This window comes from Pseudoalteromonas sp. SCSIO_11900, from assembly GCF_000576475.1.
Classification (GTDB): Bacteria; Pseudomonadota; Gammaproteobacteria; order Enterobacterales; family Alteromonadaceae; genus Pseudoalteromonas; species Pseudoalteromonas tetraodonis.
Genome location: NZ_KK070023.1, coordinates 75,484 through 90,794, shown reverse-complemented (window position 1 = coordinate 90,794; position 15,311 = coordinate 75,484). Strand labels below are relative to the sequence as shown.

Annotated in this window: 15 protein-coding genes; 13 read left to right on the top strand and 2 right to left on the bottom strand. The window is 40.6% G+C overall.

The features are described from left to right. The first annotated feature begins 37 nt into the window (after positions 1-37). From folB to trmB, 8 genes are all read left to right on the top strand, one after another. Complete coding sequence (gene folB / locus BG00_RS00420) at positions 38-397, top strand: dihydroneopterin aldolase (RefSeq protein WP_036979785.1); 360 nt, start codon at positions 38-40, stop codon at positions 395-397. After that, the gene (folK, locus tag BG00_RS00415; protein WP_036979783.1) at positions 398-886 is read left to right on the top strand and encodes a 2-amino-4-hydroxy-6-hydroxymethyldihydropteridine diphosphokinase; all 489 of its coding nucleotides are present in this window, start codon (positions 398-400) and stop codon (positions 884-886) included. Continuing rightward, positions 883-1,683: an undecaprenyl-diphosphate phosphatase gene (locus BG00_RS00410; protein WP_036979781.1), complete on the top strand. Its 801-nt coding sequence runs from the start codon at positions 883-885 to the stop codon at positions 1,681-1,683. Before folK ends, BG00_RS00410 begins: the two co-directional genes overlap by 4 nt. Positions 1,684-1,856: 173 nt before the next feature. Further along, positions 1,857-3,212 (top strand): UDP-N-acetylmuramate:L-alanyl-gamma-D-glutamyl-meso-diaminopimelate ligase, encoded by a 1,356-nt coding sequence (mpl, locus tag BG00_RS00405; protein ID WP_036979778.1) that lies wholly within the window; start codon positions 1,857-1,859, stop codon positions 3,210-3,212. A gap of 1 nt (position 3,213) precedes the next feature. Then, complete coding sequence (locus BG00_RS00400; protein ID WP_036979775.1) at positions 3,214-3,837, top strand: flavin prenyltransferase UbiX; 624 nt, start codon at positions 3,214-3,216, stop codon at positions 3,835-3,837. Next, a complete protein-coding gene (locus BG00_RS00395) occupies positions 3,834-4,763 on the top strand; it encodes an ABC transporter ATP-binding protein (protein ID WP_036979773.1) in 930 nt (309 codons plus the stop codon). Before BG00_RS00400 ends, BG00_RS00395 begins: the two co-directional genes overlap by 4 nt. Further along, positions 4,764-5,531, top strand: a complete 768-nt coding sequence (locus BG00_RS00390) for an ABC transporter permease (RefSeq protein WP_008466038.1) — start codon at positions 4,764-4,766, stop codon at positions 5,529-5,531. Next, positions 5,531-6,199 carry a tRNA (guanine(46)-N(7))-methyltransferase TrmB gene (trmB, locus tag BG00_RS00385; protein WP_036979770.1) on the top strand — a complete coding sequence of 223 codons (669 nt, stop codon included), beginning with the start codon at positions 5,531-5,533 and terminating at the stop codon, positions 6,197-6,199. The genes BG00_RS00390 and trmB overlap by 1 nt, the downstream gene beginning before the upstream one ends. Here the strand turns inward: trmB and BG00_RS00380 are convergent. Next, positions 6,192-8,063 carry a GGDEF domain-containing protein gene (locus BG00_RS00380; protein ID WP_036979767.1) on the bottom strand — a complete coding sequence of 624 codons (1,872 nt, stop codon included), beginning with the start codon at positions 8,061-8,063 and terminating at the stop codon, positions 6,192-6,194. The two genes, trmB and BG00_RS00380, sit on opposite strands and share 8 nt — an antisense overlap. A gap of 258 nt (positions 8,064-8,321) precedes the next feature. Here BG00_RS00380 and panP point away from each other — a divergent pair, with 258 nt between their 5' ends. Further along, positions 8,322-9,947, top strand: coding sequence for a pyridoxal-dependent aspartate 1-decarboxylase PanP (gene panP, locus BG00_RS00375; protein WP_036979765.1), 1,626 nt, complete (start codon positions 8,322-8,324; stop codon positions 9,945-9,947). Positions 9,948-9,996: 49 nt separating this feature from the next. On the opposite strand, the gene argE is transcribed toward panP, so the two are convergent. Beyond that, entirely contained in the window at positions 9,997-11,142 is a 1,146-nt protein-coding gene (argE, locus tag BG00_RS00370) for an acetylornithine deacetylase (RefSeq protein ID WP_036979763.1), read from the bottom strand. A gap of 221 nt (positions 11,143-11,363) precedes the next feature. Here argE and argC point away from each other — a divergent pair, with 221 nt between their 5' ends. From argC to BG00_RS00350, 4 genes are read left to right on the top strand one after another with little or no spacing between them, the layout of a single operon-like run. After that, on the top strand, positions 11,364-12,377 hold the full coding sequence (gene argC / locus BG00_RS00365; protein WP_036979761.1) for an N-acetyl-gamma-glutamyl-phosphate reductase: 1,014 nt from the start codon (positions 11,364-11,366) through the stop codon (positions 12,375-12,377). Beyond that, positions 12,374-13,141, top strand: a complete 768-nt coding sequence (argB, locus tag BG00_RS00360; RefSeq protein WP_036979757.1) for an acetylglutamate kinase — start codon at positions 12,374-12,376, stop codon at positions 13,139-13,141. Before argC ends, argB begins: the two co-directional genes overlap by 4 nt. A gap of 7 nt (positions 13,142-13,148) precedes the next feature. Next, positions 13,149-14,081 (top strand): ornithine carbamoyltransferase, encoded by a 933-nt coding sequence (locus tag BG00_RS00355; protein WP_036979755.1) that lies wholly within the window; start codon positions 13,149-13,151, stop codon positions 14,079-14,081. Continuing rightward, positions 14,078-15,280 (top strand): argininosuccinate synthase, encoded by a 1,203-nt coding sequence (locus BG00_RS00350; protein WP_036979753.1) that lies wholly within the window; start codon positions 14,078-14,080, stop codon positions 15,278-15,280. Before BG00_RS00355 ends, BG00_RS00350 begins: the two co-directional genes overlap by 4 nt. The last annotated feature ends 31 nt before the right edge of the window (positions 15,281-15,311 follow it).

The following is a 15,311-nucleotide window of genomic DNA, read 5'->3' as shown; positions in this document are numbered from 1 at the left end:
TTAACTCAGTGACTTGTTACAGTCATTTGGAGTATCAATGGACAAGGTATTTATATCACAATTGCATGTCGAAACGATTATCGGGGTGTATGATTTTGAAAAGAAAAGTAAACAAAGCCTGTACTTTGATATTGAAATGCTAAGCGACATCAAGCCCGCAGCGCAAAACGACGATATTAACTTGGCACTGGATTACGCTAAGGTAAGTGAGCGTGTTATCGAACACAGTACGGCTAAACCGGTAGAGCTTTTAGAAACACTGGTAGAGCAATTAGCGCAAATCATTTTAACCGAATTTAATACCCCGCAAGTGACAATAAAAGTAAGTAAGCCCGCTGCAGTTGCACAAGCGCAAACCGTCGGTGTAGAAATAACGCGTAACAAGGCTATTGCTTAAATGGCGCAAATATTTATTAGTTTAGGGTCAAATATTAATAAAGCAGAGCATATCAGGCGTGCTTTAGTGGCGTTAAATAAACACTTTAAAAATCCCCAACATTCTTCGGTATTTGAAAGTGAAGCGGTGGGTTTTGCCGGTAATAACTTTTACAACTCAGTACTTGCTGCCACTACCGATATGGCGCTTGAAGATGTGTGTGCGTTATTAAAACAAATAGAGCGCGATAATGGTCGCAAAGCAAATGATAAAAAATTTAGCCCGCGCACCTTGGATCTCGATTTACTCTTTTACGATGATGTCATTTGCGAGAGCCCAGCTCAACTACCACGTGACGAAATTACCAAAAATGCCTTTGTATTACAGCCTTTAGCAGAGGTGGCTCCTGATTTTTATCATCCGGTAGCAAAACAAACGATTGCCCAAATTTGGAATGCATATAACAACCCTCAACAAAAACTATGGAAGGTGGAGTTTACTAACCCATGAGTATTATAGAAATAATTGTTTTAGCCTTGATACAAGGATTTACTGAGTTTTTACCTATTTCAAGTTCAGCCCACTTAATTCTTCCTTCACAAATCTTAGGTTGGCAAGATCAAGGACTAGCTTTTGATGTCGCTGTTCATGTTGGTACTTTAATAGCCGTTGTTATTTATTTTCGTAAAGAAGTGTCTGATATTCTTAGCGCATGGTTTAAATCGTTTGGCGCTCAAGGCACCACCGACGATAGTAAACTTGGCTGGTGGATTATACTGGGCACTGTACCTGCAGCGTTATTAGGCTTATTACTAAAAGATGTTGTTGAGTTGTACCTGCGCAGTGCCTGGGTTATAGCTGCTACGACTATTATTTTTGGTTTATTACTTTGGTACGCTGATGCCAAAGGTAAGCAAATGAAAACAATTTACCAGCTTAACTGGAAAACAGCGTTGCTTATTGGCTTTGCTCAAGCGGTGGCTATGATCCCAGGAACGTCTCGCTCAGGCATTACCATGACAGCGGGCTTATTGCTGGGCATGAATAAACAAAGCGCTGCGCGCTTTTCGTTTTTACTCGCAATCCCTATTATTTCTATGATGGGTCTTTACTACACAATAGAGTTGGCTTTAGGCGACCATGTAGTTGATTGGAACACTTTAATTTTAGGTGTCGTCCTTTCATTTTTATCAGCGTACGCTTGTATATTCATGTTCTTAAAAGTGATTGAACGAATGGGTATGCTGCCGTTTGTAATTTACAGACTTTTACTTGGTGTTGGCTTAATTGTATTTTTGACGCTGTAATTTAGCTTATTACCAGCAAGCCCTCTTACTTAGGTAGGAGGGCTTTTTTATTTTTTAGCGCTGTTTTAGCATCAATGAATTGACGAGACGCACATAGTCATCAAGCCTAAAATTTGGCATTATAACGCCATTAAACTTCACAGACGTGCGAAGTACCAAAGGATTAAAAAGTTATGCATATTCATATATTAGGCATTTGCGGCACCTTTATGGGCGGTATTGCGGCCATTGCTAAATCGCTTGGTCATAAAGTGACAGGCTCAGATCAAAATGTTTACCCACCAATGAGTACCCAATTAGAAGAGTTGGGAATCGAGCTAACCCAAGGCTATGACGTATCTCAACTAGAACCGGCACCCGACATCGTCGTCATAGGTAATGCTATGAGCCGTGGTAATCCGTGTGTTGAATATGTACTCGATAAGAGCCTGCCTTATACTTCAGGACCTGAGTGGCTAAAACATAACTTACTACAAGATTCGTGGGTACTCGCTGTAGCAGGTACTCATGGAAAAACGACCACAGCAAGTATGCTTGCATGGATATTAGAATATGCAGGTTTAAAACCAGGCTTTTTAATTGGTGGTATTGTGCAAAATTTTGGTCTTTCGGCTCGGGTTGGGCAAACGCCATTTTTTGTAATAGAAGCCGATGAATACGACACTGCATTTTTTGATAAACGCAGTAAGTTTGTTCATTACCTGCCGCGTACACTGATTTTAAATAATTTAGAATTTGATCATGCTGATATTTTTGAAGATTTAAATGCGATTAAAAAACAATTTCACCATTTGATACGTACACTACCGCAAAGCGGGAAAGTATTGTGGCCAAAAGATGATGAGGCTCTGAGCGATGTTATAGCAAAAGGGCTGTGGAGCGAGAGCGAAACATTAGGCAATGATTGGGATTATCAGCTACTTAAAGCGGATGGTTCTCAATTTAATGTGTTATTAAACACTCAGCTGCAAGGTGTAGTTAACTGGCAGGCAATTGGTGAGCATAACGTTAAAAATGCCATGATGGCCATTGCAGCAGCGCGCCATGTAGGAATTGCTATTGAGCACAGTATTGCGGCTTTAGGCGAATTTATCAGCCCAAAAAGGCGTATGGAGCTTAAAGCGGATATAAATAACATTAAAGTGTATGATGATTTTGCCCATCATCCTACCGCGATACAAACAACGCTTGCGGGGCTGCGCGCCAAAGTGGGCAATGACAAAATTATTGCGATTTTAGAGCCGCGTTCTAACACCATGAAAATGGGAGTTCATCAATTTACATTGCTAGATTCATTACGCGATGCGGATGAGGTGCTACTGTTTGAACCAGAAAACTTAAGCTGGTCGCTCAAGGAGCAAGCAGAAAAAGCCGGTATGCAGTGTTTTGATTCTACAATCGCCATTATCGAAACAGTGCTTGAAAGTATTGAGCCAAATCAACATGTTTTAATTATGAGTAATGGTGGTTTTAATGGCCTTCATCAACAACTTGTTGATGGCTTGGCCAATAAATACAGCGGAGAATAATGTGCAATTTAAAGATAAAATCACTTTAGCATTTAGTGGTGCATCAGGCGCGCCTTACGGACTAAGGTTATTAGAGGTGTTGCTTGAGCAGCAGTTTCAAGTGTATGTGCTTATTTCAAGTGCCGCGCGGGTAGTTTTTGATACCGAATCAAATGTTAAACTATCAGCAAATGAAGACAAGGCCACAGAGCAATTAAGCCTGTTATATAACGCCAAGCCTGAGCAATTAAAGGTATTTGGCAAAGATAACTGGTTTAGTCCTGTGGCTTCGGGCTCAGCAGCACCGAAAAAAATGATAGTATGTCCATGTAGCGCAGGATCTGTGTCTGCGATTGCAGTCGGCGCATCAGATAATTTATTAGAGCGCGCCGCCGATGTGGTGATAAAGGAGCGAGGCCAGCTTATTTTAGTGCCACGCGAAACGCCATTTAGCGAAATTCATTTAGAAAACATGCTTAAATTATCGCGTTTAGGTGTAACAATTATGCCTGCAGCACCTGGGTTTTATCATCAACCACAAAGCATAGAAGACTTGGTTGACTTTATGGTGGCGCGAATTTTAGATCATTTAAATATTGAACATAACCTCACAAAGCGTTGGGGTTATGGTGAGGGTAAAAAATGAATAAGCAAAATATTGCTTTAAATATTGAAGGCCTTACCAAGGTTTACAAAAATGGGGTAGAGGCAGTTAAAGGGGTTGATTTACAAGTTCACGAAGGTGACTTTTTTGCATTACTGGGCCCGAATGGGGCGGGTAAATCAACCACTATTGGGGTAATTTCTTCACTGGTAAATAAGACCAAAGGCAAAGTTGAAGTATTTGGCCACAATATTGATACCGACCTAGAAGCGGCGAAAGCCAATTTAGGTTTAGTGCCGCAAGAGTTTAACTTTAGCCAGTTTGAAACCCTAAGCCAAATACTCGTTAATCAAGCAGGTTATTATGGTGTTCCTCGCGGCGAAGCACATAAACGTGCAGATAAATACTTAGCGCAGCTTGGATTAATCGAGAAAAAAGATAAGCAAGCGCGTACCTTGTCTGGTGGTATGAAACGCCGTTTAATGATTGCACGCGCCTTAATGCATGAGCCCAAATTACTTATTTTAGATGAGCCAACAGCGGGGGTTGATATAGAGCTTCGCCGATCAATGTGGGACTTTTTAAGGCAAATTAACGAACAAGGTGTGACCATTATTTTAACCACTCACTACCTTGAAGAAGCCGAATTACTGTGTAAAAACATCGCTATAATTGATACCGGTCGCATAGTTGAAAATACCACCATAAAAGCCTTGTTAGCTAAATTAGACAAAGAAACCTTTGTATTGGATTTAAAACAGCCTACCAATCCGGTGGCGATTGAAGGGTATAATTTCACCATGACTGATGATCACACCATTGAAGTTGAGGTGGCTAAATCACAAGGGCTCAATGCTGTATTTAGCGCGTTAACCGAACAAGGTAATACTGTGCTAAGCATGCGTAATAAAGCGAATCGATTAGAAGAATTATTTGTAGGTTTATTAGAGCAAGGGCGGGGCGAATAAATGTTTAAATATGGCGTAGCCTTAAAAAGTATTTGGATTAAAGAGTGTATTCGCTTTTTGCGTATTTGGGTGCAAACCTTAGTGCCGCCAGCGATTACTATGAGTTTATATTTTGTTATTTTTGGGAATTTAATTGGCTCGCGTATTGGCGATATGGGCGGCTTTAGTTATATGGAGTTTATTGTTCCTGGCCTTATTATGATGTCAGTTATAACAAACTCTTACTCGAATGTGGCTTCGAGCTTTTACTCAACTAAGTTTCAAAAAAGTATTGAAGAGTTATTAGTTGCACCTGTGCCTAATTACATCATTGTACTGGGTTATATGGGCGGAGGTATGACCCGTGGCATTATGGTTGGTTTTATCGTAACGTGCGTTTCTTTATTTTTTGTAGATATACAAATACATAATATTTTTGTGATTATAGCCACTGTTATTCTCACCTCGGCGGTGTTTGCCTTAGGCGGGTTAATTAACGCTATTTATGCAAACAGCTTTGATGACATAAGTATTATCCCGACCTTTATTTTAACGCCGTTGACCTATTTAGGCGGGGTGTTTTATTCAATCACTTTACTGCCTGATTTTTGGCAAATGGTGTCGCAAATAAACCCAATTATTTATATGGTTAACGCATTTAGATATGGGTTTTTAGGTGTTTCGGATGTAGATTTATCGGTCGCAATGGGTGTGTTGTTGGTGTTTATCAGCGTCCTATTTACTTTAGCACTGACGCTAATTAAAAAAGGTGTGGGGCTAAGACACTAATGAGCGATGCAAATTCACGTAGTATTGTATCTAATCAAGCGGGACTTCATGAAAAGCTTGATGAAATAGTTAATAAACACTTACAGGCTGAGTTTAAAAAGCCAATTGCAACGCATACGCAAACCGCATTTGATGAAGTTAATGCTAAAGTGCAAGCCTTTAATGGGCCGCTTATTTTAGATTCCTGTTGTGGGGTCGGGGAGAGCACCGCTAATTTAGCAAAACGTCATCCTGAAGCGTTAGTCATAGGCATTGATAAGTCATCTCATCGACTTGATAAGCATGATGTTGAATATAAACAAAGTGAAAGTGGTCAATACATTTTAGTGCAAGCTGACTTAAATGACTTTTGGCGTTTAGCGGTGGCTGCTAATTGGCAGCCTACGCATCACTATTTGCTTTACCCTAACCCTTGGCCTAAGTCTAAACACATACAGAGGCGCTGGCATGGGGCGGCTATATTCCCATTTATTGTAAAGTTAGGCGGTTTACTTGAGGTGCGCAGTAATTGGGATATTTATGTTAAAGAGTTTGCCAGAGCGCTTGAATTAGCGGGGCATCCATGTCAAACCGGATTGTTTGAGTCAGACGAAGCAATTACCCCTTTTGAACGTAAGTACTGGGCCAGTGGCCAGCAAAGCCACCGGCTTGTTATAAATCTTAAATAGCTAATTGCTGTTTAAAGTGAGTCACATGTGGCGTTGGTTTACCAAGGTAACTACCTTGCATCAGCGTCACATTTAGTTTATTAAGTAGTTCGGCAATCGTGTTATTTTCTACCGCTTCAACAACCAATTCAAGTTCAAGCTGCTGGGCTATATCAGCAATATAGACAATAAATAGCGACGTATTTTCATCATTCACCAGCTGCTTGGTGATCGCACCATCGAGTTTAATGCCATCTACCTCAATCTTTAACGTATTGAGCGTATTAATAAACTCATTACCCCAACAATGCATCACTATTTTTGCCCCTTTACTTTTCACCATCGCAATAAATGATTTTATTTCATAGTAGTGTGTAATGACCTGCGACTCTAATATTGAAATAGTAATGTTTTCAGGGTTGGGGTAGCGATGAAGCTCATACGCTATGTGCTCATAAATAGTGGGATCTGCAATATTTTCAGCGCACACAGTTAACCCCCAGCTGATTGCTGATTTGCGAAAGCGCGAAATACATTGAGTAAATAAGGTACGTGTTAACACCCCATCCATACGCAGCCTATTTACTGCATTAGAAAAGGTATCAGGGGTTAAAATCTCCCCATGTGAGGTCACTATTCTTGGTGAGCAGTCATACCTAATAATGGCATTGGTATTGGTATCTATAACAGGTTGAAAATAAGGAACAACGCGATGGGCATCAAATGCTTCACGAATTTCTTTTGCTATTTCTACATTGTATAAATACAGAGATTTAGCGTCGTTAATCGCTTCTGAGTAGTTAACTATTGGTTGAACGCCTTGCCTTGATTGCAGCAAAGCAATGTGGGCATTCTTAAGCAGTAATGACTTATTCCCTCTTGCCACTCCAGCGTTGAGCGTAATATAAATAAATGGGTCTGTAATAAAAGGTGTATTTTTATTATGGGATTGAATAATGCTGTAAAGCTCATCAAAAGGTGTTTCTTTACTGGTTAAAATGGCCAGCTTGTTGGTCGCAATACGATAAATACGTGATTGCAGACGGTTTTGCTGCTTAAAGTGACTGAGTAGTTTTTTCATCACTTCATCGGCTGTTTTTGTGCCAAAAAAGCGACTGATACTATCAATTTCGTTAACCAAAATAATCGCGATTTGTAGATGATGCTCATTACTTTTTTTTAGCTGCTTTTCCAGGGCAATATGATTTTCAAACCCCGTAGCATGATCCCTCATTAGTGAGCGGCGTACCCCAAAACAATAAAGAATATAAACCAGTAACAATATGAACAGTACGCAACTAAAATGAAGCAGGGCTTGATTCAAACGTGTTATTAAAGCCGTATTGATTTTATCGACGCTAATATCAGCTGCAGTTAAATAGGTTCTGCCATTTTTTGCTATATGAGGAATATACACCGTTTTAGAATGACCTCGATGCGCCGTTGACACTTCAAAAATAGGGGCCGTTGATAAAAATGCCGCCATATTAATTGGCGTCGCTTCAGGGTAAAGATCTAAATACTGGGTGACTTTACCGTTATTTTGATCATCTTGGGTGTAACTGGAGGCAGTAAAATAAATATTTTCATCAATTAATATCATTGAATATAAAGAATTTATATTTAAATCATTGGCTAAAGCAGAAAGTTGCTCGGCCTTATTTTGATAGCTTGCAAAGCTGATTTCTTGCGGTGTTTTGTCGTGGTAATCACTACCTAAAATATATTTTACGCTGGTGGCGGCATTTATTAAGCGATTGTCAATGCTGCGCATTACATCACTTTGAATGGCAGAGTAAGTGTAGTAACCATAAATGATTAAGCTGACCAAAAAAAAGACGGTCCCAAGTGCCAACCGTGTTAATTTTAGATTTCCTTTGAGCATGTATTATCCTTATTTTTGTTGATTTTATTATACTTAAAAATTATAAATGCCCAATATTTTAATTACCCTTTGTACTAAATTTAAAAAATAGTGAAATGTTATCTATTTAGTATTGTCTTTTATGGCTTAAAACGAGACATTTTTGTCATATTGCAGTAAAGTTAGCGCAATTTTTTAGAAATGCCGTTACTTAAAAACAACTTAAATTAGCGTGTTTTACAAACTAACAGGTGTTTTAGTCACACACTAGGTATGAAGATGGATCAAAAGCGTTGTGCCGTCGCCTCTAAAGAAAGCCTTAAACGGATATTCACCGTTCCAGAGGCGCCAGACTCAACTTTGAGCAAAATAGAGCTTGAAATTTCGAGTAATTTAGCAGGTTTCTTAAACGAAAATATCGCGGCAATTGAAAAACCATTACATGAAATAGAAAAAGATTTTCAATCGGCGGCAATCCCTGAAGAACCGACGTTTGTGTCTTGCTATGCTCAAGATATTATGGAGCAGCTGGTTGCTCATTCTGTTCATACCGCAGCGCCAAGCTTTATTGGCCATATGACATCGGCTCTGCCTCATTTTTTACTACCGTTATCGAAATTAATGGTTGGGTTAAATCAAAACCTAGTAAAAATTGAAACCTCGAAAGCGTTTACCCCATTAGAACGTCAAGTTTTAGGGATGATGCATCATTTAGCTTATGGCCAAAGTGATGGTTTTTATTCTAAATGGATGCACAGTGCAAAAACTTCGTTAGGGGCATTTTGCTCTGGCGGCACCGTGGCGAATATTACTGCACTTTGGATAGCCCGCAACCGCTTATTAAAAGCGGATGGCAACTTTAAAGGCATTGCTGCACAAGGTTTAGTGGCGGGAATGCTCCACTATGGTTACAAAGGACTGGCGGTTTTAATCTCTGAGCGAGGTCATTACTCGTTAGGCAAATCGGTAGATTTACTAGGTATTGGCCGTGAGAATTTAATTGGTATTAAAACATCGGCTGATAATAAAGTAGATGTAGATGCTATGCGAGAAAAAGCGCTAGAGCTTGAAGCGCAAGGCATTAAAGTGATGGCAATTGTTGGGGTCGCAGGAACCACAGAAACCGGTAATATTGACCCACTTGAAGACATGGCTAATTTAGCACAAGAAATTAATTGTCACTTTCATGTTGATGCGGCATGGGGGGGAGCCACCTTACTGTCTAATACCCATAGGCATTTATTAAAAGGTATTGAGCATGCAGATTCAATCACCATTGATGCGCATAAGCAAATGTATGTGCCGATGGGGGCCGGTTTAGTCTTATTTAAAGACCCTGCTGCTACCGATGCCATAGAGCATCATGCTGAATATATTTTACGTAAAGGCTCTAAAGACTTAGGTAGCCATACGCTTGAGGGGAGTCGCCCTGGAATGGCGATGTTAGTGCATGCTTGCTTACGTGTTATTGGTCGTAAAGGCTATGAAATGCTTATCGATCGCAGTATTAAAAAAGCCCGTTACTTTGCTGATTTGATAAATGCAGATGAAGATTTTGAGTTAATATCAGAGCCAGAACTTTGCTTACTGACCTATCGCTATGTACCAAAACAAATTAAACACGCGATAGCCCAAGCTGATGCACAAACCCGTTTAGACATTTTTGCCGCGCTTAATCGTTTTACTGCAAGCATGCAAAAACGTCAGCGTGAATCAGGTCGATCGTTTGTATCGCGTACACGTTTAACGCCAGTTCAATATGATAACCAACCAACCGTGGTATTTAGAGTGGTACTTGCAAATCCGCTTACATCAGGTGCAATATTAAAAGAGATATTAGAAGAGCAGAAAGAACTAGCTCAAACCGACCCTGTATTTAAAAAGTATTTACGAAAATATATGTAACCATAAATGCTATAAAAAAGACGCGATTAAGCGTCTTTTTTGTTGCTGATTAAAAGCAACTCGCCTTTATAAGGTTGCTGATAATTTGTTGAGAAGGTTTGATTTTTTCCATTGCTAAAAACTCATCGGGCTGATGCGCTTGGTTAATAGAGCCTGGTCCCATTACGATGGTTTCACAACCGAGTTGCTGTATAAATGGCGCTTCGGTACAGTAGTTAACAGCCACTGCTTTTTGCCCTGCTATATTTTCGGCTAATTTGACTAACGCGCTATCTGTGCTTCCCGTAAATGCTGGAATTGGCTCATGCAAATCAATTACGCTCACAGAGTTAGGGTATTGCTGGTTTATATCGTAAGTTGCATCAAGTACCAGTGCTTGAAGCTCTTGCACGCTTAAACCGGGGAGAGGGCGCATATCAATGTGCATTTCACAGCAGCCACAAATTCGGTTGGCATTGTCACCCCCATGAATATTGCCTAAGTTGAGTGTTGGATAAGGAATTTCAAAGTGGTTTATTGAATATTTATTCTTGAGTTGTTCTTTTAAGATCAGTAATTTTGTAATCACTTTATGCATTACTTCGATGGCATTAAGACCCCGTTCGGGATCAGAGCTATGTCCTGAGCGACCAACGACTCTGATTGCTGTACTCATATGACCTTTATGGGTAAATACGGGGGTCATATCTGTTGGCTCACCAATAATACAGCGACTTGGCTTTAAATTTGGGTGCTTACAAATTTGCTGTGCGCCAGCCATAGTGGTTTCTTCATCGGCGGTCGCTAATATTAAAATAGGTTGAGTTTGTTGCTTTTCATCAAGCTCACTAATAGCTTGCAGTACAAAAGCAAAAAAGCCTTTCATATCAATACTGCCTAAACCATATAATTTGTTATCAAGTTCAGTTAATTTAAATGGGTTTTGATTCCAGCGGCTATCATCAAATGGCACTGTATCGGTGTGCCCCGCAAGCATTAACCCGCCATCGCCTTGTCCGCGTTTTGCTAATAAGTTGTAGCGGCCTTTACCACCTTCTAACTCTATTATTTCACAGGTAAAACCTAAGCTTTCACACCACTGAGCGAGTAGTTCAATAACGCTTTTATTGCTCATACACAAATGCTCTTCAATAGCGCTAATTGAGGGGGCAGCAATCAATTGCTGATACATCGAGATAAATGACGGCAGAGACATAAAAAAATCCAAAATAAGTATTCAATTTAATTGCATAACAATATAAAAGTATTTATGATGAATATCAATTCACTTTTTAAGCATAAATATATTAAAGTTACGCCATGAAAATAATACGACGATAGTTATCACTCATTAATTTAATCAGTTTAGCTAGGTTGCAACCTAGTGTAAGTAAATAACATGGAATGTAGTCACTAATTTTAGATAAAGAGTAAATAATGAACGTAGTAATTATAGGTGCCAGCGGTTACAGCGGCGCAGAATTGGCTAGCTTAATTGCCAAACATCCAGCATTAACATTATCAGCATGTTATGTATCAGCGCAAAGCTTAGATAAACATAAACTGCTCAGTGAATTATACCCTGAGCACTTAGGGTCACTTGACTTACCTTTGCAACCACTTAATGAGAGTGCATTGAGTGATATAGCTCATTCAGCAGACTATGTGTGTTTATGCACTGACCATAAAGTAAGTGTTGATTTAGCCCCTCAGTTTTTAGCGATGGGCAAAAAGGTATTTGACCTCTCTGGTGGTTACCGTCTTGAAAGTAATGAAGATTACGTCACTTATTATGGTTTTGAACACCAGCATCCAGAGCTCCTCAAAGAAGCTGCATATGGCCTTGCAGAGTGGAATAGCGAGGCCATTGCAAAGGCGCAGTTAGTTGCTGTAGCTGGCTGCTACCCAACTGCCGCATTAAACGCATTAAAGCCTCTTCAGCAAGCTGGGTTACTTAGTGACGAGCGGATTATTATTAATGCTGTATCGGGAGTAACTGGGGCTGGTCGTAAAGCAAGTATTGGCACGCATTTTTGCGAGGTATCACTTGCACCCTATGGTTTGTTTAACCATCGTCATGGGCCTGAAATACAGCAGCATCTTGGTCATAACGTATTATTTACCCCTCATTTAGGTAATTTTCCTCGCGGTATTTTAGAAACCATTTATGTACAGCTAAAACCGAGTGTGACCAGTGAGCAAGTAACTAAAGCGTATCAAGTATTAGCGGATGAGCCGTTAATTCGATTGCTTGGTGGCAAAATCCCCTCGATTAAAGGGGTGGCCAAACAACCTTATGTAGATATTGCGTGGCAGCAGCAAGACTCACAATTAATAGTGATGGCAGCGATTGACAATTTACTAAAAGGGGCGGCTGGTCAGGCTCTGCAATGCATTAATTTGTCAATGGGCTTGCCTCACACTACAGGTCTAGTAGGAGCGTTTAAATGAGCAGTAAAACGTGGGTTATTAAACTCGGTGGCGCAGTACTCAATACTGAAAATGCCGCTAAAGCGCTTTTTGAGGTTCTTAATGAACAACATGATGCACAATTTGTCATTGTTCATGGCGGTGGCTCATTAGTTGACCATTGGCTAGCAGAAGCCGGTTTTGCCAGTGCTAAACACCAAGGTTTGCGAATCAGCCCTAAAGAACAGATGCCTTATATTGTAGGAGCATTAGCGGGAGCAGCAAACAAACAATTAATGGCGCAAGCAATGACTGCTGGGCACAAACCTGTTGGCTTGAGTTTATATGAAGCAGGAATAACAGCATCACAAAAATTAAAAGCGCTAGGGCAAGTAGGTCAATGCCATAGTAATAATGATTCTATTATTAATGAATTACTCAGTGGCGGGCGTTTACCTATAGTCAGCTCCATCGGTTTTGATGAGCAAGGGCTTTGGTACAACGTTAATGCCGATGAAGCAGCCGCCGCAATGGCAAATAATTTAAATGCAGAACTTATTTTTATGACGGACGTAGAGGCGGTACTTGATGCCAATAAGCAGCCTTTACATCAACTTGACACAAAACACATTGATACTTTAATTACAGAGGGAGTAATTGTGGGTGGGATGGAGGTCAAAGTTAAGACCAGTCTTCACGCTGCCCAACATTTACGACGCGGTGTGTACATTTCCAGCTGGCAAAAGCCAGAAAACTTAACTGCTTTGCTGCAAGGCGAGCATGTCGGAACTAAAGTAACACCATAGGTTGAACATGTTTAAAGATTTTATAACGGGTCTAGAATTAGACCAACAAGGCGCACTAAATTTATTAAAGTTAGCGCAAGATATTAAAGAAAGCCCGAGTAAATATAACCAAGTACTAGCTGGTAAGTCAGTGGTTACTCTGTTCGAAAAGCAAAGTTTACGTACTCGCCTTTCATTTGATATTGGTATAAACCGTTTAGGGGGCCATGCGGTTTATCTTGATCAACAAAATGGTGCAATGGGCGCCCGCGAATCAATAAAAGATTTTGCCTTAAATATTTCGACTTGGGCCGATGGGATTGTTGCCCGCGTTAATCAGCACAGTACGTTAACGATACTCGGTGAGTATTCATCCGTTCCTGTGATTAATAGTTTGTGTGATTTATATCATCCATGCCAAGCATTAGCTGATTTTTTAACGCTACAAGAAGTACACGGTGATGTTAGCCAGTTAAAGCTTGCCTACCTAGGTGAGGGCAATAATGTAACGCACTCATTAATGCTATTAGCCGCTACTTTAGGAACAGACTTTGTCGCTGTAACACCAAAAGGCAGCTCACCTGATTCGCAAATACTTAAACAAGCAGAGCAAATAGCAGCTATGAATGGCGCTTCTGTAATGGTAAGTGACAGGGTTGAGGCTGCAGTAGGCGCTAATGTTGTTTACGCCGATACCTGGGTATCTATGGGGGATACAACTCCTCTTGAGCAAGTGAAAGAAAAATACATGCCTTATCAATTAAACCAGGCATTGTTAGAAAAAACCGGTGCAACTACGGTATTACATTGCCAACCGGCACACCGTGAGTTTGAAATTACTTCTGAGGTAATGGATGGCCCTGCATCAAAAATTATACAGCAAGCAGAAAACCGCATGCATGCGCAAAATGCGCTATTAGTTACATTGTTAAATCCAAATTTTGTTAAGGAACACCTATGAGTTCAATTAAAAAAGTCGTTTTAGCCTATTCAGGTGGTCTTGATACATCAGCTATCGTGCCATGGTTAAAAGAGAACTACGGCTGTGAAGTTATTGCCTTTGTTGCCGATGTTGGCCAGGGCGCAGAAGAACTTGAAGGCGTAGAAGCGAAAGCCATTGCATCGGGTGCATCTGAGTGTTACGTGGTTGATTTGAAAGATGAAATGGTAAGTGATTACATTTACCCAACACTTAAAACAGGCTCTATATACGAAGGAACCTACTTGCTAGGTACTTCTATGGCACGTCCAATCATCGCTAAAGCCCAAGTTGAAATTGCCCGTAAAGTGGGGGCAGATGCACTTTCTCATGGCTGTACGGGTAAAGGTAACGACCAAGTACGTTTTGAGTCATGTTTTGCAGCACTGGCTCCTGATTTAAAGGTGATTGCGCCATGGCGTGAGTGGGATTTATCAAGTCGTGAATCATTGCTTGATTACCTAGCCGAGCGTGATATTCCGTGTTCTGCATCAGCAACTAAAATTTACAGTCGTGATGCTAACGCATGGCATATCTCTCACGAAGGCGGCGAGCTTGAAGACCCTTGGTGTGAGCCAAGTGAGCAAGTATGGACCTGGACTAATTCACCAGAGCAAGCGCCCGATAAAGCTGAGCATGTCACTTTATCAGTTGTAGAAGGTGAAGTGGTTGCTGTGAACGGCGAACAATTAAAGCCTTACGACTGTTTAGTTAAACTAAACGACATAGCTGCCCCGCATGGTGTTGGTCGTGTTGATATTGTAGAAAACCGTTTAGTGGGCATGAAATCACGCGGTTGTTACGAAACACCAGGCGGTACAGTGATCATGGCTGCGCTGCAAGCAATTGATGAGCTCGTTCTTGATAAAGCGAGCCGTAAATGGAAAGAGGTGCTCGGTGGTGAATTTTCGCATTTAGTCTACGACGGTCGTTGGTTTACGCCGCTTAAAGATTCTATTTTAGCCGGTGCAGAAGCGCTTTCTACGTTAGCGACAGGTGAAGTGGTACTTAAACTTTACAAAGGGCAAGTAACAGCGGTTCAGAAAAAGTCACCTAACAGTTTATACAGCGAAGATTTTGCTACTTTTGGTGAAGACGATGTTTATGACCAATCGCACGCAGAAGGCTTTATTCGTTTATTCTCACTATCAAGCAGAATTTCAGCATTAGCTAAAAAGTAATTTTTTATGCCCCTTGGAATTAAGGGGCTAT

Coding starts and splice junctions, on each gene's coding strand:
- folB (WP_036979785.1), top strand. CDS start 38: ATGGACAAGGTATTTATATCACAATTGCATGTCGAAACGATTATCGGG.
- folK (WP_036979783.1), top strand. CDS start 398: ATGGCGCAAATATTTATTAGTTTAGGGTCAAATATTAATAAAGCAGAG.
- BG00_RS00410 (WP_036979781.1), top strand. CDS start 883: ATGAGTATTATAGAAATAATTGTTTTAGCCTTGATACAAGGATTTACT.
- mpl (WP_036979778.1), top strand. CDS start 1,857: ATGCATATTCATATATTAGGCATTTGCGGCACCTTTATGGGCGGTATT.
- BG00_RS00395 (WP_036979773.1), top strand. CDS start 3,834: ATGAATAAGCAAAATATTGCTTTAAATATTGAAGGCCTTACCAAGGTT.
- BG00_RS00390 (WP_008466038.1), top strand. CDS start 4,764: ATGTTTAAATATGGCGTAGCCTTAAAAAGTATTTGGATTAAAGAGTGT.
- trmB (WP_036979770.1), top strand. CDS start 5,531: ATGAGCGATGCAAATTCACGTAGTATTGTATCTAATCAAGCGGGACTT.
- BG00_RS00380 (WP_036979767.1), bottom strand. CDS start 8,063: ATGCTCAAAGGAAATCTAAAATTAACACGGTTGGCACTTGGGACCGTC.
- panP (WP_036979765.1), top strand. CDS start 8,322: ATGGATCAAAAGCGTTGTGCCGTCGCCTCTAAAGAAAGCCTTAAACGG.
- argE (WP_036979763.1), bottom strand. CDS start 11,142: ATGTCTCTGCCGTCATTTATCTCGATGTATCAGCAATTGATTGCTGCC.
- argC (WP_036979761.1), top strand. CDS start 11,364: ATGAACGTAGTAATTATAGGTGCCAGCGGTTACAGCGGCGCAGAATTG.
- argB (WP_036979757.1), top strand. CDS start 12,374: ATGAGCAGTAAAACGTGGGTTATTAAACTCGGTGGCGCAGTACTCAAT.
- BG00_RS00355 (WP_036979755.1), top strand. CDS start 13,149: ATGTTTAAAGATTTTATAACGGGTCTAGAATTAGACCAACAAGGCGCA.
- BG00_RS00350 (WP_036979753.1), top strand. CDS start 14,078: ATGAGTTCAATTAAAAAAGTCGTTTTAGCCTATTCAGGTGGTCTTGAT.